The organism is Providencia sp. 6390, from assembly GCF_058148425.1.
The window spans coordinates 125,970-149,884 of the sequence record NZ_JBYVYL010000010.1 but is presented as its reverse complement, the minus strand read 5'-3'; the positions used below and the strand labels follow the sequence as shown (position 1 = coordinate 149,884).

The 23,915-nt window shown below is 41.5% G+C and carries 18 protein-coding genes and 1 tRNA gene; 5 read left to right on the top strand and 14 right to left on the bottom strand.

What is annotated here, in order from left to right:
• Positions 1–39: 39 nt before the first annotated feature.
• Positions 40–1,044: a serine hydrolase domain-containing protein gene (locus AC3Z9T_RS18655; protein WP_490127590.1), complete on the top strand. Its 1,005-nt coding sequence runs from the start codon at positions 40–42 to the stop codon at positions 1,042–1,044.
• A 46-nt stretch (positions 1,045–1,090) separates the two neighbouring features.
• On the opposite strand, the gene AC3Z9T_RS18650 is transcribed toward AC3Z9T_RS18655, so the two are convergent.
• The 11 genes from AC3Z9T_RS18650 to glyQ form a co-directional block, all read right to left on the bottom strand.
• Positions 1,091–2,587: an insulinase family protein gene (locus AC3Z9T_RS18650; protein ID WP_490127589.1), complete on the bottom strand. Its 1,497-nt coding sequence runs from the start codon at positions 2,585–2,587 to the stop codon at positions 1,091–1,093.
• Between the two features lie 169 nt (positions 2,588–2,756).
• Positions 2,757–3,452: a HAMP domain-containing protein gene (locus tag AC3Z9T_RS18645; protein ID WP_490127588.1), complete on the bottom strand. Its 696-nt coding sequence runs from the start codon at positions 3,450–3,452 to the stop codon at positions 2,757–2,759.
• 380 nt (positions 3,453–3,832) lie between these two features.
• Positions 3,833–4,837, bottom strand: coding sequence for a dipeptide ABC transporter ATP-binding subunit DppF (gene dppF, locus AC3Z9T_RS18640; protein ID WP_490127587.1), 1,005 nt, complete (start codon positions 4,835–4,837; stop codon positions 3,833–3,835).
• A complete protein-coding gene (dppD, locus tag AC3Z9T_RS18635) occupies positions 4,834–5,814 on the bottom strand; it encodes a dipeptide ABC transporter ATP-binding protein (protein WP_349489861.1) in 981 nt (326 codons plus the stop codon). The genes dppF and dppD overlap by 4 nt, the downstream gene beginning before the upstream one ends.
• A 12-nt stretch (positions 5,815–5,826) precedes the next feature.
• Positions 5,827–6,729, bottom strand: coding sequence for a dipeptide ABC transporter permease DppC (gene dppC, locus AC3Z9T_RS18630; protein ID WP_490127586.1), 903 nt, complete (start codon positions 6,727–6,729; stop codon positions 5,827–5,829).
• 12 nt (positions 6,730–6,741) lie between these two features.
• Positions 6,742–7,761 (bottom strand): dipeptide ABC transporter permease DppB, encoded by a 1,020-nt coding sequence (dppB, locus tag AC3Z9T_RS18625; protein ID WP_490127585.1) that lies wholly within the window; start codon positions 7,759–7,761, stop codon positions 6,742–6,744.
• A gap of 177 nt (positions 7,762–7,938) precedes the next feature.
• The gene (gene dppA, locus AC3Z9T_RS18620; RefSeq protein ID WP_490127584.1) at positions 7,939–9,549 is read right to left on the bottom strand and encodes a dipeptide ABC transporter periplasmic-binding protein DppA; all 1,611 of its coding nucleotides are present in this window, start codon (positions 9,547–9,549) and stop codon (positions 7,939–7,941) included.
• A gap of 535 nt (positions 9,550–10,084) precedes the next feature.
• Positions 10,085–11,659, bottom strand: a complete 1,575-nt coding sequence (locus AC3Z9T_RS18615; RefSeq protein WP_490127583.1) for a ShlB/FhaC/HecB family hemolysin secretion/activation protein — start codon at positions 11,657–11,659, stop codon at positions 10,085–10,087.
• Positions 11,660–11,850: 191 nt separating this feature from the next.
• A tRNA-Pro gene (locus tag AC3Z9T_RS18610) sits at positions 11,851–11,927 on the bottom strand.
• A 189-nt stretch (positions 11,928–12,116) separates the two neighbouring features.
• The gene (gene glyS, locus AC3Z9T_RS18605) at positions 12,117–14,186 is read right to left on the bottom strand and encodes a glycine--tRNA ligase subunit beta (protein ID WP_490127582.1); all 2,070 of its coding nucleotides are present in this window, start codon (positions 14,184–14,186) and stop codon (positions 12,117–12,119) included.
• A 9-nt stretch (positions 14,187–14,195) separates the two neighbouring features.
• Complete coding sequence (gene glyQ, locus AC3Z9T_RS18600; RefSeq protein WP_070929413.1) at positions 14,196–15,104, bottom strand: glycine--tRNA ligase subunit alpha; 909 nt, start codon at positions 15,102–15,104, stop codon at positions 14,196–14,198.
• A gap of 196 nt (positions 15,105–15,300) precedes the next feature.
• Between glyQ and AC3Z9T_RS18595 the strand changes: the two genes are divergently transcribed.
• Together AC3Z9T_RS18595 and AC3Z9T_RS18590 are read left to right on the top strand one after the other, a co-directional pair.
• Complete coding sequence (locus AC3Z9T_RS18595; RefSeq protein WP_490127581.1) at positions 15,301–15,864, top strand: DNA-3-methyladenine glycosylase I; 564 nt, start codon at positions 15,301–15,303, stop codon at positions 15,862–15,864.
• A gap of 206 nt (positions 15,865–16,070) precedes the next feature.
• Complete coding sequence (locus AC3Z9T_RS18590; protein ID WP_490127580.1) at positions 16,071–17,327, top strand: valine--pyruvate transaminase; 1,257 nt, start codon at positions 16,071–16,073, stop codon at positions 17,325–17,327.
• A gap of 183 nt (positions 17,328–17,510) precedes the next feature.
• On the opposite strand, the gene AC3Z9T_RS18585 is transcribed toward AC3Z9T_RS18590, so the two are convergent.
• Positions 17,511–19,169 (bottom strand): putative transporter, encoded by a 1,659-nt coding sequence (locus AC3Z9T_RS18585; RefSeq protein WP_490127579.1) that lies wholly within the window; start codon positions 19,167–19,169, stop codon positions 17,511–17,513.
• 353 nt (positions 19,170–19,522) lie between these two features.
• Here AC3Z9T_RS18585 and AC3Z9T_RS18580 point away from each other — a divergent pair, with 353 nt between their 5' ends.
• On the top strand, positions 19,523–19,873 hold the full coding sequence (locus AC3Z9T_RS18580; RefSeq protein ID WP_490127578.1) for a YceK/YidQ family lipoprotein: 351 nt from the start codon (positions 19,523–19,525) through the stop codon (positions 19,871–19,873).
• 164 nt (positions 19,874–20,037) lie between these two features.
• Here the strand turns inward: AC3Z9T_RS18580 and AC3Z9T_RS18575 are convergent, their stop codons facing one another.
• Positions 20,038–21,366 carry a YidR family protein gene (locus AC3Z9T_RS18575; RefSeq protein WP_490127577.1) on the bottom strand — a complete coding sequence of 443 codons (1,329 nt, stop codon included), beginning with the start codon at positions 21,364–21,366 and terminating at the stop codon, positions 20,038–20,040.
• A 127-nt stretch (positions 21,367–21,493) separates the two neighbouring features.
• Here AC3Z9T_RS18575 and AC3Z9T_RS18570 point away from each other — a divergent pair, with 127 nt between their 5' ends.
• The gene (locus AC3Z9T_RS18570; protein WP_070929419.1) at positions 21,494–22,108 is read left to right on the top strand and encodes a trimeric intracellular cation channel family protein; all 615 of its coding nucleotides are present in this window, start codon (positions 21,494–21,496) and stop codon (positions 22,106–22,108) included.
• Positions 22,109–22,130: 22 nt separating this feature from the next.
• On the opposite strand, the gene ligB is transcribed toward AC3Z9T_RS18570, so the two are convergent.
• Entirely contained in the window at positions 22,131–23,834 is a 1,704-nt protein-coding gene (gene ligB, locus AC3Z9T_RS18565; RefSeq protein WP_490127576.1) for an NAD-dependent DNA ligase LigB, read from the bottom strand.
• Positions 23,835–23,915: the final 81 nt, after the last annotated feature.

The following is a 23,915-nucleotide window of genomic DNA, read 5'->3' as shown; positions in this document are numbered from 1 at the left end:
TATAAAAGACATACAATACTCATAGGGGAGTTGGGAGTCATGAGCACAACACAATATATTCAACGATTAGAAGATCTACCATGCGGTGTTGTTCTGTATTACCACAACCAAATCAAAAATAGCACCAGTACATTCTGCGCAAAAGGTAGTGACCTCGCCGGCCAACCGTTAACTATTGATACCCCATTGCGTATTGCCAGCAATAGCAAAACTTTCACAGCCGCGGCCGTATTAAGATTAGTTGAAATGGAAAAATTATCGCTAGATGATGCCATTTCGCAGCATATCGACCCTAAATTTAATCAATTACTCAGCGAAAACTACAATACTGAAAACATTACAGTTAGACATCTACTTAACCATAGCAGTGGTTTGTTCGATCATGCCGATGAGCAGTATCTCAAACAAGTATTGTCTAAGCCTGATTATCAATGGAGCCGGCTAGAACAAGTCGAGGTCTATGCACGCAAACAGTTCCCTGTTATTGCGCCTTCAGAGATGTTTATTTATTCAGATACTGGCTATATTTTGTTGGGTGATATCATTGAGCGTCTCACAGGGCAATCACTGGGTCTCGCAGTAAGAACACTGCTAAAGTTTGATAAGATAGGGTTAGAGAGCGCTTATTGGGAGTGCCTAGAGCAACCTACCACTAATGCACCTCGTGCTCGCCAATATTTAAAAGAGATTGAAGGCACACATATTCATGCCTCAATGGATCTCTATGGGGGCGGCGGACTAGTCACCTCTTCTCAACAAATGGCACGGTTTCTTGAAGCATTATTCAATGAAGAGATATTTGAGCACGCAGCAACACTAAAAACTATGCTAAGTGCAGGTGAACACGAAGGGGCGCAAGATTACCGTTTAGGGATAATGGTGAATGTGGTTAATGGCATGACGCTCTATTCACACCTTGGTTTTTGGGGCTCCGTTGCTTATTACTCACCAAGTACAAAAACCAGTGCAGCAGGCTTTGTTGATGACAAACAATCTAGAGAAGTATTGATTGACGTTATTGAAGCCATGCTCACACATGGCTAATTAAGAATTAGCCATCAACCTCATTTGGTTAATGGCTAATCGGTAACTATGGCGCTTTCACTGCGGGTTCTTTTGCAGTTGCAGGATCAGCTTCAGCAACAGGCACTGGCTCTGTTTGAGGCCATAAAACTTTAATAAATTTCTGGCGGATCTGCTCCGCATCCATCAATTGTTTTTCTTTCGGCTGTGCTAATACAAAAGCGGCTTCCTGAGACAATAGACGACGCACTTCCATGTTGACTTGCTCAAGCGTTTGCCCCGCCAAGAAAGATTGCCTTAAGCGCTGGTACTGCTCAGGTGCAATATCAACCACACCATTTTGCTGTGAAATCAAACGCTGGCTCGCTAGCACATCTGTACTGGTACGTGCATAAGCGGCAAACAATTGAGAAAGCTGGACTTGCTTCTCGTTAATCATCTCATTAAATAGTTCAGGCGAAATCCCGTTTTGATTAATGGTTGATAACTCATTCAACACTACATCAGCAACCGCCATCATTTTCTCTGGAGGTGCAGCAACGGTCAAAGTACAACTTGCCTTTTGGTATTGAACACGACAATCCAAATTGGATGTCACTTCATCTTGGCTGAATTTTTGGTTAAAGGTTTTTTGTAATGAACGATATAGAGCTTCACGCGCTAAGTCACTTCCCCAATAACGCAACAACACTACCGAGTCATTAATCGGTTGCCAATCAATATCCCAAATCAAAGACAACGTATCTTTAGCTTGTTTCTCTTGAAGAATATCAATGGATTGCGGTTTAACCTGTGATAATACCGCAACGGATACTGGCTCTGAGCGCTTACCTTCTAATGAAGAGAAAGTCTGTGAAATAGCATCTGACAGCATACGTGAATCAACGTGGCCAGCGACATATAGCGTCATTACATCTGGTGTGTACCATTTGTGGTAGAACGCATTAACGCTTTCAAGATCAACATTCTGATTAATTTTTTGGCCTGGATCATACCCCATCATTGCCGAGCCTTTCAGGCGCGCACGCCACACAGGATCGCTTGAATCAACAGGTAAAGTTGCAACAGGTGCATTAGTCACATTCAAACCATTACTCAATGATGTTTCTGTGTAAGTCGCCCCTGCGGCTGATGTCGCTAACCAACTCAATGCTTGTTTGAGTAGTTCAGGTTTATTGTGTGGTAAGCTTAAATTATAAATGGTGTAGTCGTAAGAAACCACCGCTGGTGGAATAGGCATATCAGGGTCGGTCGCCTGGCGCCAAAAATTTTGTAACGTTGCTGTTGGAAATGCTTCTGATTGGTGTAACAACGCCATTTTAGGAATTAGATAGCTATAGCCTTTTTCACTCGCCTTTTCTGACAGTGACCCAGCTTTAATAGCCAACCTAAGTTGGATGCGGTCGTTAGGACGTTGCGGTGTCTGTAGTAACTGCCAGCTAAAGCCATTTTCTAGCTTCCCTTGCTGCCATGCTGGATCAGGCTGTAATGGTTCAGCACTAGCAAAGCTAGCCACTGACAATAATACAACGCTGATGGTATAGCGAATTTTCAAACCCTGCATGTAAACCCCTATGTATTTTCTATCCTTGTATTTAACCGCAAAAATGTGACTGATAAATTAACGAAAAACGCTAATTATAAGGTTAAACGGTATAGCTCAATTTCACACTATAATGATGATAATCACTAGTAATGCTATTAGACCACAAAGCCCTCTACATGTTCACCCGCTAATCCGAATTTTGTTGTTTTCTTTGGCGATTATAACTTTTTGCTAATAAACCTATTTCATCATCTTCATGGTAGGCCGATACCTGAATGTCTTGATTATTGTCATCCTGTAATTCTAGAGCAATTTGGCGCAACGGCCTGACAATCATTCGGCTTACGCACCATGTCATCGCAATGGCAATGATTAGGACTAACAATAAATAAGTCGTTATCATCAAAGCCAGTGTATTAAAAGCAAAACGATAAACACGATTGGAATCTACCTGTAGCGTCAAATACCCTTGCGGTTTTGTTGTCAACAGCGTATTCCCATAAGCATATAAAGGTATCGTCATTTCAACAGGTATACCGGTAAACTTTATCGCCCAATCAGGAATTGGCCGCGGAGTAGCAAAATCTAGGCTCATCACCGTTGCATTATCTACTGTGACGATCGCTTTTCCCATAATACCTGACGTTTTTAAGCTGACCAGCAAGCGTTTGACTTCATTCAAATCAGAACTTAACAATGAGTCAGTTAGGGGTTTTTGTATCTGTACAACTGCATTACTGAGCTGACCAAGATAATCACTTTTTCGTTGATCAAGCAAATAGCTAAATTGAATTGCCAAAAAAAGGGCGAGCGAAATCAACGTGATCACAAAAAATGCAATCATACTTTTTAATGTCAATGAGCGTTGAACTCGGGTTTTCATGTTAACGAAACCTTTTTCACCAAGCTTCTTTTAGATTGAATACTCTTTTGCCTGAACCGTAATTGCCAGACAAAGCCTACTCCCATTTACACCATTTCATACCCAGCGTACGACTGCAAACCAATATTACATCACTGCAATTGAATACAGGCTATTAATTAAGCCAAATATATATAATTTTGGATACCGCGCCCAAAAAGACGGGTTTTATGGGGTATGAATATAATAGAGCGTCACTGAGTATACTTGATTTTATCGGGAAATGAGCAGTTAAAAATGAAAGTTTATGTAATTAAGACAAAGAGCAAATTATTCACTTAAAAGGAGAAAACAACCTGAAGCGATGGCAGAAAGCGTATTCTTTCTGCCATTTATAAGGATTAACTGACAATCACCGTATTTTTTTCATCTTCATCAACGGCGAAACAGGCAACCAACTGACCATCGTACTCTTTAAGAGTCGGTTGGAACTGAGTACACTGACCAAACGCTCGGCGGCAACGTGCCGCAAAAGCACACCCTGGAGGTGGGTTCATTGGGCTTGGTAACTCACCAGTGAGTTTGATGCGTTCACGCCTAGAATCTGGATTCAGCCTTGGTGTGGCAGACAACAGTGCTTGCGTATAAGGATGCAAAGGATCATTAAAAATTTGCTCCTTCGTTCCTTTCTCAACACAGCGACCTAAATACATCACCATCACTTCATCAGCAATGTGTTCAACCACTGAGAGGTCATGCGAAATAAACACATAAGAAAGGCCCAACTCTTGCTGTAAGTCCATCATTAAGTTCAAAACTTGCGCACGAACAGAAACATCCAGCGCAGAAACAGGCTCATCAGCAACTACCACGTCAGGATCAAGCATCAAGCCACGAGCGATCGCAATGCGCTGACGCTGCCCACCTGAAAACATATGTGGGTAACGATCATAATGCTCAGTTTTCAACCCCACCTTGGCCATCATCGATAATACTTTTTCTTTACGTTGTTCTTTTGACAACGACGTATTAATCGACAAAGGCTCTTCCAATATTTGCCCCACTTTTTTGCGTGGGTTCAAAGAACCATATGGATTTTGAAAAACAATTTGAATTTTCTGACGGCGTAATTTTTCTGCCGCTTTATCTTTTACCAACAAGTTTTGATCTTGATAGTACAGTTCACCTTCTGTGGGCTGCTCAATCATGGTCAATAAACGGCCTAACGTCGATTTACCACAACCTGACTCACCCACCACAGCAAGCGTTTTACCTTTTTCAAGCTCAAAAGAAACACCATCAAGAGCTTTAACCAATTTTTCAGCTGAAAATATACCGCTTTTGGCTGAGTAATATTTCTTTAGATTAATGGCCTGTATCAAGGGTTTATTATTGTTTTCACTCATAGTGTCGGCCTCCCCATATCATCCAGCGGCATATGACATTTCACTTGCCTGTCCCCAATCGAGCGCAATTCAGGCTCTTCAACACGACAACGCTCCGTTGCATATGGGCAACGAGGGTTCAATAAACAGCCTTGTGGGCGGTCATATTTACCCGGTACAACACCCGGTAAAGAAGCCAACCGTGACTTATTGGTCGCAAATTCAGGTAGTGCCCGTAACAACGCCTGCGTATACGGATGACGAGGGTGTTTAAAAATATCAGCCGCTTTTGCTGATTCAACGACTTGCCCTGCATACATAACGATAATGTGGTGAGCCGCTTCAGAAACTAATGCAAGGTCATGAGTAATTAAGACCAATGCCATATTTTCTTGCTGCTGTAATTCAAGCAACAATTCAATAATTTGAGCCTGAATGGTCACATCAAGTGCAGTGGTTGGTTCATCAGCAATCAGTAGTTTTGGACGGCAAGCAATCGCCATTGCGATCATCACCCTTTGGCTCATTCCACCAGACAATTGATGTGGGTACACATCGAGCCTTGATTTCGGATCAGGGATCCCCACCATGTCTAATAGGTCAATCGCTCGCTGCTTTCGAGTGCTTTTACTACCGCCTTGGTGAACTTTCAGAGCTTCCATGATCTGATAACCCACCGTAAAACAAGGGTTCAGACTCGTCATTGGATCCTGAAATATCATTGCAACATCAGCGCCAACAATCTGCCGACGCTCTTTCTCCGGAATAGTCAGTAAGTCACGCCCATCAAACTGCAATGCATTTGCCATCACTTTGCCGGGGTAATCAATTAGCCCCATAATCGCTAATGAGCTTACTGATTTACCTGAGCCTGATTCACCAACAATTCCAACCACCTGACCCTTTTCAACACTATAGCTGATGCGATCAACGGCGCGGAACGGAGTACCTTCATCACCGAAGTGTACCGAAAGTTGTTCTACATTTAACAATGCCATTAGATTACCTCATCACTGCTTGAGTTTTGGATCAAATGCATCGCGCAAACCATCACCCATCAGGTTAAACGCTAATACAGTCAATAAGATTGCCAAACCTGGGAAAGTCACTACCCACCAAGCACTTTGCGCAAATTGCAGCACATCAGAGAGCATTGTGCCCCATTCAGGTGTTGGTGGCTGAGCGCCCATACCAAGGAAACCCAATGCAGCCATATCTAAAATGGCGTTAGAAAAACCGAGCGAAGCTTGCACGATCAATGGCGCTAAACAGTTAGGTAAAATATTCACAAACATTTGGCGGACAGCACCAGCACCTGCAACCCGAGAGGCCGTAACATAATCACGATTAACTTCGACTAACACCGCCGCCCTCGTTAATCGAATATAGTGAGGTAACGCGACGAAGGTTAATGCAATAGATGCATTAACAATGGACGGGCCAAAAATAGCCACCAATACTAAGGCTAATAACAGGCTAGGCAATGCCAACATGATGTCAACAACACGCATGATAATGGCGTCAACCACACCACCAAAGTAGCCTGCGATCACCCCGAGTGTCACACCTGAGATCAACGATAATACAACCACAAGACAGCCGACCAATAGAGATAAGCGTGCGCCGTACATCAAACGCGACAGTAGGTCACGTCCTACATCATCAGTGCCTAAAATAAACTGCCAGCTACCGCCATGTTCCCAGACTGGTGGAACTAATAGAAAATCACGGAACTGTTCATCAGGTGCATGAGGCGCTAATAACCCTGCAAAAACGGCGATTAAGATCATTAAGATGATATAAACCATCCCAACAACCGCACCTTTGTTACGTTTAAAGTAATGCCAAAATTCTTGGAATGGCGTCATCGGCTTAGGGGCGCTGACAACAGTTGGCTCAGTAGATTGAGACATTTTTAGCGCTCCTTATTTCTTATGACGAATACGCGGGTTAACGATGCCATACAGCACATCAACCACTAAGTTAACAAAAATAATCAATGTCGCGACCAGTAGAACTCCCCCCTGCACCACTGGGTAGTCACGGCGCTGAAGCCCTTCAATTAACCAACGCCCCAGACCCGGCCATGAGAAAATGGTTTCTGTTAGGATCGCCCCTGCCAACATCACGCCAACTTGCAAGCCGATAACAGTGACAACAGGTAACAACGCGTTACGCAGCGCATGTATCAAAATGACGCGCGCACGACTCACCCCTTTTGCTCTTGCGGTACGGATATAATCCTCTCCAAGAACTTCGAGCATTGAAGAACGCGTCATTCGCACTATTACCGCTAACGGAATGGTCCCAAGAACAATGGATGGCAGGATCAAATGTTCCACTGCATCAATAAAGTTACCGTCATCACCCCAAATTAGGGTATCAATTAACATAAAGCCTGTTAGTGGATAAGAGTCATCAAGGAATACACTGTCACTGACCCGCCCCGATACAGGGGTTAAATCCCACTGGACGGACACTAACATGATCAACATGATCCCCCACCAAAAGATAGGCATTGAGTAACCGGTTAATGATAAACCGATCGCGGTATGATCAAAAATAGAACCACGCTTAACCGCTGCTAACACCCCAACAGGGATCCCTACCGAGACAGCGAAAATCATTGCACAAATAGCCAATTCCATTGTGGCTTTGAAACGTGGGAAAAACTCATCCCAAACCTCAATACGGCTTTTCAATGAAATGCCTAAATCACCATGGAATATGCCGTTAATATAGTGGAGGTACTGCTGCCATAACGGCTGATCTAAGCCCAATTCAGCCATTAAATAAGCGTGCCTTTCAGGCGATAGCCCTCTTTCACCGGCCATAATCATGACGGGATCACCCGGGATCATGTGCACAAAAGCGAAAGTGAGTAATGTGATACCGATAAACGTGGGGATCACTAGCCCCAAGCGTCGGAGGATAAATTGCAACATATCCCGAATCTCTTTAATAATGCCTTTGACGGTTCTAAGTCCGTTTGGCTAATCAGAAGAAATAAATTTCTTCTGTCTGCTCACAAAGAACTGAGTTTTCTGTTTCCCTGAAATTCAGAGGTGAAAACGCCCTTTGCTACCAATGGGTGGCAAAGGGCTGGTACAAATTACGAACGATTATTTCTCAATATCAACGTTTTCAAAGTGGTGCTTGCCGAGTGGATCGACGACATAGCCCTTCACTTCTTTACGTACTGGTTCAAATACCGTTGAGTGTGCAATGATCAACGCAGGCGCTTGATCATGCATCACAACTTGAGCTTGTTTATAGAGATCAACACGTTTGTCATGATCCGCTGTCATACGTGCAGGTTGGATCAGATCTTCGAAACCTTTGTAACACCACTTCGAGTAGTTAGAGCCTTGTGCTTTTGCTGCACAGCTAAACAGAGTGGCGAAGAAGTTATCTGGGTCACCATTATCGCCCGTCCAACCCATCATTACTGTTTGTGGTTCACCATCTTTAGCACGCTTGAGGTATTCACCCCACTCGTAGCTCACCACTTTTGATTTAACGCCAACTTTTGCCCAGTCGGCTTGGATCATTTCAGCCATACGACGTGCATTTGGGTTATATGGACGTTGAACTGGCATTGCCCACAGATCGATTTCAAACCCATTTGGGAAGCCTGCTTCAGCCAATAATGCTTTTGCTTTTTCAGGATTATATTCGTAATCCTTCACTTCATCGTTATAACCCCACATTGTTGGTGGAATTAAGTTTTTCGCTTTTTGGCCTGCGCCTTGATAAACCGCATCAATAATAGCGTCTTTATTCACAGCCATAGATAACGCTTGGCGAACTTTTTGGTTATCAAGTGGTTTTTTCTCAACGTTAAAAGAAAGGTAGCCAACGTTCAGACCTGGTTGTTCCATTAACGTGATATTTTTATCTTCTTTCATGCGTGCTAAGTCAGCTGGGTTTGGATACGGCATAACTTGGCATTCATTTTTTTGCAGTTTTGCATAACGAACCGATGCATCAGGTGTAATAGAGAACACGAGACGATCAATTTTTGGCTTATTGCCCCAATACTCTTGGTTCGCTTTATACAAAATACGTGAGTCTTTTTGATATTGTTGCAGCTCGAATGGACCTGTACCAATCGGGTTCAAGTCAACTTTTTCCGGCGTACCTGCTGCTAACATTTGGTCAGCATATTCAGCTGAAAGAATGGATGCAAAGTCCATTGCCATGTCTGCTAAGAATGGAGATTCAGGACGAGTTAAGGTGATACGAACGGTATTATCATCAACTTTTTCAACTTTATCGATGATCTTATCCATATCCATTCCCATAAAATATTCATAGCTGCCGCCAGAAACTTTGTGATATGGGTGATTTGGATCTTTTTGACGCATAAATGTGTAGATCACATCATCAGCGTTCAAATCACGGCTCGGTTTAAATTCTTTGTTAGAATGCCACTTAACACCTTTACGTAAGTGGAAAGTATAAGTCTTACCATCTTCACTCACTTCCCAGCTTTCTGCCAAGCCAGGCTGAATTTCAGTCGTACCTAACTTGAACTCAACTAAACGGTTATAGAGTGGGATAGAACTTGCATCGTAAGTCGTCCCTGAAGTAAATAGCTGTGGGTTAAAGCCTTCTGGAGAACCTTCTGAACAGTAGACCAATGTTTTTGCTTGCACCGAAGCAGAAACTGCCATTGCTGCAAGTGTTAATCCAACTGTCAATAAACCTGTCTTTTTAATAGAGAGCGTCATCTGTATGCTCCTGTGGTGTTCATGTGTTATTTGCTTAATACCCTAGACCATCATTAATAATGACAGATGAGGGATCTGTATTTTTAATTATTCACTGTGCAATTAATCAACTGTCACCCTCTTCGTCAATAGCATCTCTCACTAATAGCACAACTACTTTATAACATTTTAGAAACATTTATTCGGTGATATTAGGTTATTATATAGGCCAACCTTCTTTATAGTAGATATAATAACCATGAAAAGAGTACTGAATAGATTTTTATCACTGGGTGATTTATTTTTATATTTGTGATTAAGTGCTGAATTACTGAACGAAAATAGTGTGACATCAGAGTGAGTGCGGCATAAAGTTCTGGAGCACTTTGTACTAAATATTATTTTAGTGAGTTATTATTTTGCTTATTTTTTATTCAGATAAAAAAGGTTAACTTATCGGTTATTAACATTTCATTGATTAGTTAATTACTTCAATAAATTCATGAACAACTTGATTTCGTTCTCTATACAGCCCCATACCAACTTAATAAGGCAGTCAATAATCGAGACTAAATTTAGCTCCTAGCAAAATAGGGTCTGTTTTTACTACCGATAAGTGCCAAAATGGCACTTCAAAAAAAATTTTATAGCCCATACGCTTATACTGCCCCTGTATACCAACCTCACCACCAAGCAATTTATTTTCCTGCCAAAAACTTGCTCGATCATTAGATGAGGTAGCAAAATCCAATCCACCATAAAACTTATGTTCTTGCCATGGTAGTAACCACCCCCACTCATTTTTAATCTTTAGCGTATTTTCCCCCGCATTCTCAATCGGTAGGCTCCCTGTATAACCTCTAATACCAAATCTTCCGGTAATGCTATTAACTTCAAGTAACGGATCTAGCTTAGAATGGCTTAATTGAATCTCAACTTCATGTCTGTGATACATCGATTGATTCAAAAACTGAAAATGCCTCTGATAATCTGCTGACAACTGATAAACATGAGCGCTATCTAAACCTGTAGCCTGCCTTCTAGTTGACCCGAACCAATCAAGACTCTGCTTGTAGTTGATTGAAACAGCAAGGTTACCTCGCATAAGATCGCGTTTATGTGACAAACCAAACAAACCGTAGCTACTAAAGCGCTGCTGGGTCTTCAATCGATGATCATTTAAGAAAACATCTAATGTTTGAATTTGTGTTCCGATACTGGCTGACGTTGTGCTATTCAATGTTCGGTGCAAAACATATTCAGCTTGCATTAACAACAAACGACTGCGCAAATCATTTTTCAATGTTAACTTATTGAGCAATTGGATATTTTTATAAGCGGTACTTTCTTGATAGCCGACATAAAGGCTGAGTAGCCAATAATGATAAGGAATTGAATATAACAAAGATGCTGATTTAAACTTTTTCGAAGTACCTTGCCCAGTATCACTATCTAAGCTAAAAAAGAAAAAATCATTCAATAGCAATGGATTGGCTAACATAGTGACTTGGCTGACAATCTGATTAGGCAACTCTTGTGATGGTTTTGACTCAAGCAGCAATCGACCTTTAAATGCCCTTGCCGCTGAACGTTGAATAATCAGCTGGTTCATGTTGCCCTTTTCATCTCCTGAAATGATCTGGAGTTGATAAGGAACTAGTTGAGCATTACGCAGATTGGCTAGCCCTTGGTTCAATTGATGCAGATGCACCACATCTCCATACCGTATAGGAAAAGCATTTGCCAATAACAACCCTGCATTAGCGCCATCTTGAAACTCGATACCCTTCAATTTCCCCGCAATTAACTCAATAGACAAAACACCGAATAATAGGCTTTGCTTTGGATAGTGAATATAAGATGTGATGTAACCCGCCTCTGCTAATTGCTGGTTTAGATAGTCTGCATAGAGTAACAAGGTTTTATCACTCGCACACTGGCCTTCAATCGCTGATTTCCACTCGCTGATACGTTGTGGTGTGATTAAAGGAAATGAAGGTAATGCATTGAAGTAAACCTGATTAATGACCATACAAGATGGTTGAGGCTGTTTCACGATAGGAATTGTACCTGCATAGCAAGGTAGGCACTTTAATAGCAATATAAACAATAATAGATAAGCCACTTTCATCTATAGCATCCTTGTCTTGAAAAGTCCGTTTATCGGCAATCAACAACTAGCTACTACATGGCTAATGATATGGTAAATATAAAAACAGATTACGTTCAAGAAAGGAAATAAAGTTGCTCTGAAAAACAGAACGAGAAGTGAGAAATCGCAGATATAAAAAAACCCAGCTTTATAAGCTGGGTTCTAAAATTTGGTCGGCGAGAGAGGATTCGAACCTCCGACCCACTGGTCCCAAACCAGTTGCGCTACCAAGCTGCGCTACTCGCCGAAAACGAGGTGAATCATACTGTTGAGCGCGCGATCCGTCAACCCATTTTTCACTAAATTTGTTTGTGTGATGATAAAACCACCAACTTGATGTGGTTTTTTAATCAATCGCTGTTTTATTGAAAAAATAAACGCTCGGAGGGGCTAACCCTACGAGCGTTTGTGCATTTATCTTGCTGGGATTTTTGTGCTATTGCAGCAACGAAATATCCGCAACTTTCAAGAACAGATCACGTAATTGGCTCAACAACGTTAAACGGTTAATACGAACCGCTTCGTCTTCATCCATTACCATTACATCAGCAAAGAAGGCGTCGACCACTTCACGCAATGAAGCCAACTCAACTAAAGCTTCTTGGTAGTTACGCTCAGCAAACATTGGTTCAAGCTTTTCTTGTAACACCACCAAATGCGTAGCCAGTTTCACTTCTTCTGGCGCTTTTAGGACTGATGCCAGCACCTTGTCAGACAGCTTCTCATTTGATTTACTCAAAATATTCGAAACACGCTTATTCGCGGCTGCTAATGCCTCTGCATCTTCCAGCGTACGGAAGTGACTCACTGCTTTTACGCGCGCATCAAAATCAGCTGGTGCCGTTGGGCGACGCGCCAATACTGCTTGAATAGTGTCGATACTGTAACCCAGCTCTTGATACCAAGAACGGAAACGGCCAAGCATAAACTCAACAACGTCATCGACGACATTTTTATTGGTTAGCTTATCGCCATAGAGACGTACCGCTTCTTCAGTCATTTCAACCAAATCAAGCTGATAGCCTTTCTCGACAATAATACGCAATACACCTAAGGCAGCACGACGCAATGCAAATGGGTCTTTATCCCCTTTAGGATGCTGACCTATACCGAAAATACCGGCTAAGGTATCCATTTTTTCAGCAATAGCAAGCGCAGCTGAAACATCAGTTGAAGGTAGCTCATCGCCTGCGAAACGTGGCTGGTATTGTTCTTTCAGTGCTAATGCAACGTCTTCTGATTCACCATCATGACGTGCATAGTGCATACCCATCACACCTTGCGTATCAGTAAACTCAAACACCATATTGGTCATGAGGTCACATTTAGCCAGCAGGCCAGCACGCGTTGCATGATTAACATCTGCACCAATTTTACTTGCGATCCAACCAGCTAACGCTTCTAAACGGTCAGTTTTATCACGCAAAGTACCTAATTGCTGCTGGAACAATACCGTTTCTAAACGTGGTAGATTATCTTCCAAACGCTGTTTGCGGTCGGTTTTAAAGAAGAACTCAGCATCCGCCAAACGTGGGCGAACGACTTTTTCGTTACCTGAAATAATCTGTTGTGGATCAGAAGACTCAATATTGGCGACGAAAATGAAATTAGGCATCAAATTGCCTGAATTGTCATATACAGGGAAGTATTTTTGATCCCCTTTCATGGTGTAAACTAAAGCTTCTGAAGGAACTGCTAAGAATTTTTCTTCAAATTTAGCCGTTAAAACGACTGGCCATTCAACTAATGAAGCCACTTCTTCCAGCAAACTATTAGTTAAATCAGCTTTACCACCAAGCGCAAGTGCCGCTTTTTCTGCATCTGCTTTGATCGTTGCTTTACGTTCTTCGTAGTCAGCAATAACTTTACCGCGCTCACGCAAAATTGCAGGATATTGATCTGCATTATCAATGGTGAATTCCGCTTCACCCATAAAGCGGTGACCGCGAATAGTACGCCCACTTTTAATGCCAAGAACTTCACCTTCAACAACATCGCTACCTAACAGCAATGTTACGGTGTGCACCGGACGGACAAAATGAGTTTCTTTATCGCCCCAACGCATTAGCTTTGGAATTGGCAATTTAGCCAACGAACGGCTGACCATATCCACCAATAACTCGCTAACGGCCACGCCTTTTACTTGAGCGCGATACAGTAACCATTCACCTTTATCTGTTGTTAAGCGTTCTGCTTGATCAACAGTAATACCACAACCACGCGCCCAACCCTCAGCGGCTTTAGTCGGTTGACCATCAGCACCAAATGCTGCTGAAATTGCAGGACCACGCTTTTCAACTTCACGATCAGGTGAAGCGTCAGCCAACGAAGCAACTTTTAACGCTAAACGGCGAGGAGCTGCAAACCAGCTCACTTCACCATGTGCAATATCGGCACTATCAAGTTCTGCGGTAAAGTTTGCCGCAAATGATTCAGCTAATGAACGAAGAGCCTTCGGCGGTAACTCTTCTGTGCCGATTTCCACTAGGAAAGTCTGTTGAGTCATGACAGCCTCTTAATTCTTATGACACATTGGGAATCCGAGCGCTTCGCGAGAAGCATAATAAGCTTCAGCGACCCCTTTCGTCAGGGTACGGATACGTAAAATATAACGTTGGCGTTCAGTCACAGAAATGGCCTTACGAGCATCCAACAAGTTAAAGGTATGAGCAGCCTTTAAAATACGTTCATACGCAGGAAGCGGCAGTGGTTTTTCAAGAGACAACAAGTACTGAGCTTCTTTTTCATACTCTTCAAAGCATTTGAAGAGAAAATCTACGTTGGCATACTCAAAGTTATAGGTCGATTGCTCAACTTCGTTTTGGTGATAAATATCACCATAAGTCGTTTTACCTAAAGGGCCATCACACCAAACGAGGTCATAAACACTATCAACACCTTGAATATACATAGCAAGACGTTCAAGACCATAGGTGATTTCACCCGTTACTGGTTTACACTCTAACCCACCAACTTGTTGGAAATAGGTAAATTGGGTGACTTCCATACCGTTTAACCAAACTTCCCAGCCGAGCCCCCAAGCACCTAATGTTGGGTTCTCCCAGTTATCTTCAACAAAACGAATATCATGAACCGTTGGATCAATCCCCAGCTCCTTCAAAGAACCCAAGTAAAGCTCTTGAATATTGTCCGGTGATGGCTTAATGATCACTTGGAACTGATAATAATGTTGAAGACGATTTGGGTTCTCCCCATAACGACCATCAGTTGGGCGACGAGAAGGCTGAACATAAGCCGCAGCAATAGGTTCAGGCCCTAATGCGCGCAAGCACGTCATAGGGTGAGATGTTCCTGCGCCGACTTCCATGTCCAGTGGTTGAACAATGGTACAGCCTTGGCGCGCCCAGTAATCCTGTAATGTCAGGATGAGACCTTGGAAGGTTTTGGTATCAAACTTTTGCATGTTAGATCCGCACGCGATGCATATGATTTAAAAGAAAGTACGTCAGTATACCCTTTGACCGCCAGATATACAGCACTGAATCAACGTCTATTTACCTCATAAATTAAAAAAATTGACTTTCGCCCCTTTAAGACTGGATATTTATCCAGTATAAATAAAAGGTAACTCACCCAAATACACATAAGATGGATACTATATGGATGCACCACCAATTCGTTGCCAATGGGTTAATCAAGACCCTGAATATATCGCCTATCATGATAATGAGTGGGGGAAACCAACTAAAGATAACCAACAGTTATTTGAAATGATCTGTCTTGAAGGCCAGCAAGCGGGGCTGTCTTGGTACACTATTTTAAAAAAGCGCCAAAACTATCGTGAACTCTTCCATCAATTTGATCCCAAACAAGTGGCTTTAATGACTGAAGATGACGTTGAACGTTTAGTGCAAGATCCACGGATTATTCGCAATCGAGCAAAAATTAACGCTATCATTGCTAACGCCAAAGCCTATCTACAAATGGCAGAAAACGGGGAGGAATTTTCAACCTTTATATGGCAATTCGTAAATAACCAACCGATTGTAAATCAATGGACATCTCACACTCAAGTCCCTGCTGAGACTGAGTTGTCAAAAACATTATCGAAAGCCCTTAAAAAAAGAGGTTTCAAATTTGTAGGCTCAATTACTTGCTACGCCTTTATGCAAGCAACTGGCATGATAAATGACCATTTAGTAGGTTGTTGCCAATATAAGTAAATTAGAACGAATTAGCATCACTTCGCTAACAACAAGCGATATTCACTAGCTTATAATTAGTTTTTAAAGATATTAAACTAAAAAATAATAATTATTTAGGATTTAATATCAACAAACAATCGATTTCAACGGTTGAACTCTGCGGTTTGGCAGAGTATGTTTTAAATTCTATTAACAACCTACTTAACAATATGTGAATAAATGAGATGATATTTTCTAAATTCGGTAATAAATTCGCTCAAAATTCAGGGATCTCAACATTGATGAAAGACTTGAATGATGGCCTGAGAACCCCGGGAGCAATTATGCTTGGCGGCGGTAACCCTGCTCATATCCCTGAAATGGATGAGTATTTTCAAAAATTATTAGCAGAAATGAGTGCAAATGGTAAGTTGACAGACACTCTGTGCAACTACGATGGCCCACAAGGCAAAGATGCCATGTTGAAAGCGCTAGCAGCAACCCTAAAAGCGAAACTAGGCTGGAATATTAGTGCAAAGAACATCGCACTATCTAACGGCAGCCAAAGTGCGTTTTTCTACCTATTTAACTTGCTTGCTGGTCGTTTTGAAGATGGTATCACACGCAAAGTGCTTTTCCCGCTCGCCCCTGAATATGTTGGCTATGCGGACTCAGGCTTAGATGATGATTTATTTGTGGCAAACAAACCACAAATTGAGTACCTGCCAAACGGTCAGTTTAAATATCGTGTCGACTTCAATACATTAGAGGTTACTAAAGATATTGGGGTTATTTGCGTCTCACGCCCAACGAATCCGACAGGGAATGTAATCACCGACGAAGAAGTGGCGCATCTCGACCAATTAGCTAAACAACACAACATTCCTTTATTAATTGATAATGCTTATGGCGTACCTTTCCCTGGCATTATTTTTAGTGAAGCTACCCCGTTTTGGAATGAAAATGTCATTCTTTGCATGAGTTTATCGAAACTTGGTTTACCGGGAACACGTTGCGGGATCATTATTGCTAATGAAGAAATCATTGAAGCAGTTAGTAATATGAACGGTATTATTAGTTTAGCTCCCGGTGGTATTGGCCCTGCATTAGCGTTAGAGATGCTACAACGTGATGAGCTGATTTCTTTATCCAAGAACGTGATTGGACCTTTTTATAAGCAACGCGTTGAAGAGGTTATTCAGATCATTCGCCGCTATATCCCTGAAGATAAATGTCTGATCCATAAACCTGAAGGGGCTATTTTCTTGTGGCTATGGTTTAAAGATTTACCAATTACTAGCTTAGAGCTCTACCAACGCTTGAAAAAACGCGGTGTATTAATGGTTCCGGGTCATTATTTCTTCCCTGGTATCGAAGAAGACTGGCCACATGCACATCAATGTATGCGTATGAACTATGTACCTGAGCCTGAAAAAATCGAGAAAGGTATCGCAATTCTTGCAGAAGAGTTGGAGCTAGCTTATCAAACAGTCGAATGCTGATAATTCTTTGGATAAAAAAAAGCCCTTTTTAATTAAAAGGGCAAAAAAATTAGCGAGAACTCCGTAATTAAGTATTACGAATATCATTCAAGTACATTAAATCACTTTTTGTCTCTACCCATCGGTTGAATAAGCCGCTTTTTTGTTGCTATTTGAGCCAATACCTTTTCAGTTGCTTGCCTGTCAAAGTGTCCAAAACAAAATAGCCAATAATTGTGGTGAAATAATGCGTAAAAACATTGCTAAAGGATAAACTGTTGCATATGAAAGTGCTGGTGCGCCGCTCGTTGGATGAATATTGTTAGCAAATGCCAATGCAGGTGGATCGGTCATTGAACCTGCCAATACCCCACATAAACTGAGATAGTTCATTTTGCCAAAAATTCGTGCAACGAGGCCTGTGATAAAAAGCGGTACGAATGTGATCAATAAACCATAACCAATCCAAGTTAGACCATCGCCTTTAATTAAGGTGTCAATAAAACCACCACCTGAGTTTAAGCCAACAACAGCAAGGAACATGACAATCCCAAGTTCCCTTAAAGCGAGGTTAGCACTCGGCGGCATAAACCAATACAGTCGCCCTATCGTACCAATGCGCCCTAAAATCAATGCAATAACTAAAGGCCCACCCGCTAAACCAAGTTTTAAGGCCGCGGGGAAACCCGGTATGAAAACAGGTATTGAACCTAAAACAACCCCAAGACCGATACCAATAAAAACAGGTAGCATCTGTACTTGCTGTAGTTTTTGCTTCGCATTGCCCAGTAATGCGCTAACCGCTTCTATCGACTCAGGCCGTCCAACAATATTGAGAATGTCCCCAAATTGCAGGATCGAATTATTATTAGCAACAAGTTCAATACCAGCTCGGTTAAGGCGAGTCACCACAACATCATATTTCTGCTTCAAATTAAGATCACGTAAGCGTTTACTTAATACAGAATCATTGGTCACAACCACCCTGACTGAATGCAGTATTGAACCGGATGTTGATAATGATGCATCAACTTCTTCACCCAATATCAGACGAACTTTATTGAGATCTTCTTTTTGCCCAACAACATGAAGCAAGTCCCCTAATTGGATTTCAGTCGTCGGTTGGGGAACCATTAACATTTCGCCTCTTTTCAGCCTTGAACAAACAATCTCATCACTGCCTAATAAAGGTATGTCCTGCATCATAAGGCCATCAAGGTTAGTATTACGTACCGCAATATTCATGGTTTGCAATGTTTCTCGTTGATGAATATTTTGGCTACTAAATGCGGAGGCTTCTTTATCAACTGCGATTCTAAAAATGATACGGATCAGCCACATCACTAATAAAATACCGCAGATCCCCATCGGATAGGCCATTGCATAACCCATCCCCATTTGCCCAACTAACGCAGGATCTGAGCCTAAATCAGTCAATATTTGTTGACCGGCTCCCAACGAAGGGGTGTTAGTCACCGCTCCAGAGAAGATCCCTAAAATAATTGGCAATGGAATATTGGCTGATTTATAAATAATTGCGGTGACAATTGCTCCTAGCACAACAACCAATAGGGCAAAACCATTCAGTTTCAAACCTGACACACGTAATGATGAGAAAAAACCGGGCCCAACTTGGATACCAATGGTATAAACAAACAGGATCAGACCAAATTCTTGAATGAAGTGCAGCATGTGGCCATTCAGTTGTAAACCGTAGCTTTGTGCAAAATGGCCAACGATAATTCCACCAAATAGCACCCCACCAATACCAAGGCCAACATTGCGGATTTTCCAATTGCCAATCCATAAGCCCAGTGCAGCAGCTAACGCCAACAAACTCACAGTAAGAGCTAATTCACTCATAGACCGCTATCCTTTTGACGAAAAGTCACTAACAAAGTATTACGTTAAGGTTGAAAAAACATCCAACTGAATCGATTGTGCCAAATAAAAACAAAGTAATATGTGCATTAGCCCACAATTCAAGGCGAATTAAAACATAATATATGAGTATAAATCGACTATTTACATACAAATTAAACATTCACTGATATTGATTAACGTCTTTTACAAATAAAAATATTTAGTTTAAAAATATATCGATATTTATAATACAAAAGTAATGATTCATATTATGCTGTGATTGTGAATTTTGCATTTTGAGCTATTATTGCTTCATGGAACAATGATAGACGATGACATAGGTTAAATGGATTATGACTGCTTTATTGCTAACAAGAATATTGATGTGTTTCACTCCGCTACTCCTTACAGGCTGCTCCAGTATTATGAGCCATGCCGGGCCGAGTGATGGCTACTATCCAGGCTCGAAGAATAGCCTTGAAATGATTAAGGATGAAAATACTGGCTGGGTAATGCGCCCCTTGCTAGCCATTGATTTACCCTTCACTGCTGTCATGGATACGCTACTAATACCGCTTGATTATGCTAAAGCTGACGATAACCCAGAAGAAGACTCTCCAAAGAAACGAATAGAGGCACTGGATAAGCAAGCCAATGCAAAATTGAACAATGATCAAATTAACGCTGACAGTAGCTTAAACTAATTTATTCAAATTAAGAGTAGCCAATTTCGAGTTTATTATTTTTATTCGAGTACTAAAATAAATTATCGAATTAATACCACTGAACAATAATTAAATGATAAATAATTCTTTTTACACTCATCATACTTATATTGGCTACATTTACTCTACTTAAATACAATTAATCAGCATGATAACCCCGATTCAACAGTATAAATTTGCCTAAACCCATTACTATCATCTCTCATATAAGCAATTAAACGATCATCTGGGGAAAAAACAACTGCATCTGCAATAGGGGCAAGTCCACTACGTACCGTTAGTCTACACAGTTCACCTGAAGAAATATCACAACACATCACACTGTTATCACAGATAAAACTTATGTGCGTTCCTTGACTACTCCAACTAAAAGCGGACTGAATCGGCATATTGCTATAAGTAATTTGCGTGAGCTCCCCTGTTGAAGTTGCCACCAACCATAGTTGTACGATACCTGCATTATCTTTCATCAAACAGGCAATAAAACGCCCATCAGGAGAAGAACGTAACCAGTGCCTAGGTTGCTTTGCTAACCCCGGATAACGACGGTTATGCGTAAAGGTCAGTCGTTTCTGCTGCACACCTTTTGGTGGATAAGGCATCTGTGATGTTGTTCCCTGTAATGGATACTCGCCTGGCTGCATTAGGTCTTTTTCATCATCAGGGAGATCAACAATGAATATTTCAGGAACGACTTCTCCATCTAACGAGTGAGTATCCCCAATAAAAGCAATAGCTCTGTTTTTCCAACTTCCATCGTTAGATAAATAACCTTTTTTCCCTATCCACCCTTCTTCATAAGCACGGCTGATCTCATCACTCCCCTTGCAAGGCTCAAGCTCAGTGTGAGTGATCACACAACAAAAATACTCACCACTGTGCTCACGTATATGCCTTTTGGGCTCAACATTAACCGCTTTCACTGGAGCCGCTATCGCCACGTTACGTTGATCCAACTTAGCATCTTTTTCATGCATCACATGGTCATTATATGTAAAACTTAACCATTGACCATCAGGGCTAAAAACATGGACATGTGTTCCACCTCGTAGTGCTCCAGCAAGATAAGGCGAGGTAATACACATCGCATCAATCGAATGCGCTTTACCTAAATCATCATCGCTAACATAAACCCCCCTTCGATGATGAAAGTCATAGTGCCATTGCTCATCAGGAAATTCGGGGCCATGAATAAAGGCATAACGAGGTGGGTTTTCAGCACTTACCGTCACAACACCAACATGTGCACCATGGCTTGCCCGATAAATTTCATGCTGTTTGCCACTATTCACATGAACTTTTTCTATTGTTAGGCCAGTAAATGAGCTACCACTAGGGCGAACATCATAAGCTAACCATTGGCTATCTGGCGTCCAAACATTAATATTAGTAAGCTGATGACTACGTTTATCATGAGTGATTTGTATTTCTTTATAGGGACATTGAGTACTCAATCGGTTATCCTTTGACATCTTTTTTAATATGACTATCGGATTACTTTAACTAATCCATTTTGCAAGGTACTAGAAAATCTCAGTCGAGAATTTCTACAAGTAATATTACCCTTTAGCAATCACTTTAGTGTCGAATAGAATCATTATGTTATTAAGTGTTCTCTATATAATAGGTATTACCGCGGAAGCCATGACTGGCGCTCTCGCAGCTGGCCGCCGTAAAATGGACGTATTCGGTGTCATTATCATCGCATCAGCAACAGCCATTGGTGGTGGTTCTGTTCGCGATGTTTTGCTTGGCCATTACCCATTAGGCTGGATAAAAAACCCTGAATATATCCTTACCGTTGCTGGTGCTGCTATTGTAACTATCTGGATAGCGCCTATGATGAAGCATTTACGCCGTCTATTTCTTATTTTAGATGCTATCGGCTTAATTGTATTTTCAATTCTTGGTGCGCAAATTGCCCTTGATATGAATTATAGCCCAGTTATTGCAGCGATTGCGGCTGTAATCACTGGTGTATTCGGCGGTGTCTTACGCGATATGCTCTGTAATACCATCCCACTTGTTTTCCAAAAAGAAGTGTATGCAGGCGTCTCTTTCGCCGCGGCATGGTTATACATAGGGCTTTTATACACGCCATTACCTCAAGATATCGTTGTGATCATTACACTCGTTGCGGGGTTAAGTGCTCGACTTCTTGCGATACGCTACCGTTTAGGGCTACCTATTTTTAACTACGAAAGCCAAGATTAACTACCTTGCAAGCCACCTATTCCTATATAGGTATAGGTGGCTTTCTTTTTAGAGAGCCAATAACCTGTAATGCCTTTTGTATCTCTGGGGCTAACAGCCACTGATCTAGCTTCTTTTTTTGAGTTACACTTAGCCCTAACCTATTTATAAATACAGGATCCTTCAGTTGATTTAACTCTGAAAAAGCAGATAACTGCTTATCATTGAGTGGACATCCTAAGCCTTTTAACCAATTTTTTAGTGGTTGCTGATAAACATATCTAAACTGCTCTATCAATTTTAATGTTTTCTTTGAGCTCGGTAGATTATCTTGCCAACTTACTAATAGCCATTTTGTTAAGTCTGTCAGCTGATAATTTTCAACCCACTCACGCCATGTCGCCTCACTGATCCCTTTTATTTTAAGTTGCTTACCTAACCAATTTAATCGAGCAATAAATTGTTGATGGCAATAATGATGCGCCGCAGTGAAACAGCTTAAAGAATGAAATTGGCTAAACAAAGTGATATCCGGTGCGCTGCGCTGTTGAGGCCGCCAAATAACAGATTCAAGTTTAGGGATCCCATGTCCTGCTAGCCCAACTTGTATTGTATCACCTGCCAGCACATCCTTTTTTTGCCAAGAACTTAATGGCCCTAAGCTCACCCGATGCACTATTTTACTGTCTAATTCAATTGGCTCAATTTCAGCAACAACACTCACCCTTCCAGTTCTCCCCACATGGAAACTAAGCTCAATAACTGTAGATACCATACTTTTATGTGGGTGTTTCCAAGCAACAGCCCAACTATTACTATTGGCTTGCCATGCCGCCATTTGCGGTGTGGGAAAAGACTTCAATACAATACCATCTGTCGCAAAAGCCATTGGCTGCTGGTAGTAGTGTTGCTGCCACTTTCTCACTTGAGCCATGTTTTCTACTTTATGACTATATTGTTGGCTCAACATAAACCCTAAATGAGCTAGTTGCTCCCATTGTTGTTTCGCATCTATTGGCCCGTTCGGCCATGCCCAAATAAATACACCAATATTATTTTCAGCTATTTCAGGCATACTTTTACGCATCAGCCAACCTGCCACTTGATTACGTGCATTAACACCGCCTTTTAATTGCTGAATGTGATTGTCTAATTGCCAAAATAGCTCTCCTTGCAATATCAACATAGGCTGTGATGTCGATAGTTCTTTCGGTAGTGAAGGAATAAACTCTGCTTTATCAACCCATTGCTGCCCCTCAATGCCATTACCTCGACTGATCATTGAAACTAACTTCCCTTGCTGATAAACCAATGAAACTGCAACACCATCCAATTTAGGTTGCAGCCATACATCCGTTCTGGAATTCAACCAATGTGCAATTTCAGTTTCACTAAGTTTTTTCAGGCCGGTGTGTATAACAGGGTGTTTAGTGACTCGTTCTTCTGTCGTTAAGTTTAATGATGGCAGCTGAATTGGAAGGTTTTGGCATGTTTGCCAATCTTGCCATCTATTAAAAAGATGATCGTAAGTTTCATCATTGATAGGGCTACTACCCGATAGGCGATATAGCCGCTCCCAATACTGTAATTGCAACCCTAACCTTTGGCTTTCCGTCTCTATTGCGGTTTGGTTCAGCATTGAGCAACTATTAGCAAACGAATAATTACAATAAAAAATGCTGAACCAAAATATGAATAGAAACTGTTTTTTTAGAATAAAAATCCTTTTCACGTAACAACCTCCCATCTTGTTTTAACCATCGCAATATGTAGGTATCGTGATGCGATCTATCAAAACTTGCAGGCATTTTTCATCTTTTCTGCAAAA

Coding starts and splice junctions, on each gene's coding strand:
- AC3Z9T_RS18655 (WP_490127590.1), top strand. CDS start 40: ATGAGCACAACACAATATATTCAACGATTAGAAGATCTACCATGCGGT.
- AC3Z9T_RS18650 (WP_490127589.1), bottom strand. CDS start 2,587: ATGCAGGGTTTGAAAATTCGCTATACCATCAGCGTTGTATTATTGTCA.
- AC3Z9T_RS18645 (WP_490127588.1), bottom strand. CDS start 3,452: ATGAAAACCCGAGTTCAACGCTCATTGACATTAAAAAGTATGATTGCA.
- dppF (WP_490127587.1), bottom strand. CDS start 4,837: ATGAGTGAAAACAATAATAAACCCTTGATACAGGCCATTAATCTAAAG.
- dppD (WP_349489861.1), bottom strand. CDS start 5,814: ATGGCATTGTTAAATGTAGAACAACTTTCGGTACACTTCGGTGATGAA.
- dppC (WP_490127586.1), bottom strand. CDS start 6,729: ATGTCTCAATCTACTGAGCCAACTGTTGTCAGCGCCCCTAAGCCGATG.
- dppB (WP_490127585.1), bottom strand. CDS start 7,761: ATGTTGCAATTTATCCTCCGACGCTTGGGGCTAGTGATCCCCACGTTT.
- dppA (WP_490127584.1), bottom strand. CDS start 9,549: ATGACGCTCTCTATTAAAAAGACAGGTTTATTGACAGTTGGATTAACA.
- AC3Z9T_RS18615 (WP_490127583.1), bottom strand. CDS start 11,659: ATGAAAGTGGCTTATCTATTATTGTTTATATTGCTATTAAAGTGCCTA.
- glyS (WP_490127582.1), bottom strand. CDS start 14,186: ATGACTCAACAGACTTTCCTAGTGGAAATCGGCACAGAAGAGTTACCG.
- glyQ (WP_070929413.1), bottom strand. CDS start 15,104: ATGCAAAAGTTTGATACCAAAACCTTCCAAGGTCTCATCCTGACATTA.
- AC3Z9T_RS18595 (WP_490127581.1), top strand. CDS start 15,301: ATGGATGCACCACCAATTCGTTGCCAATGGGTTAATCAAGACCCTGAA.
- AC3Z9T_RS18590 (WP_490127580.1), top strand. CDS start 16,071: ATGATATTTTCTAAATTCGGTAATAAATTCGCTCAAAATTCAGGGATC.
- AC3Z9T_RS18585 (WP_490127579.1), bottom strand. CDS start 19,169: ATGAGTGAATTAGCTCTTACTGTGAGTTTGTTGGCGTTAGCTGCTGCA.
- AC3Z9T_RS18580 (WP_490127578.1), top strand. CDS start 19,523: ATGACTGCTTTATTGCTAACAAGAATATTGATGTGTTTCACTCCGCTA.
- AC3Z9T_RS18575 (WP_490127577.1), bottom strand. CDS start 21,366: ATGTCAAAGGATAACCGATTGAGTACTCAATGTCCCTATAAAGAAATA.
- AC3Z9T_RS18570 (WP_070929419.1), top strand. CDS start 21,494: ATGTTATTAAGTGTTCTCTATATAATAGGTATTACCGCGGAAGCCATG.
- ligB (WP_490127576.1), bottom strand. CDS start 23,834: ATGGGAGGTTGTTACGTGAAAAGGATTTTTATTCTAAAAAAACAGTTT.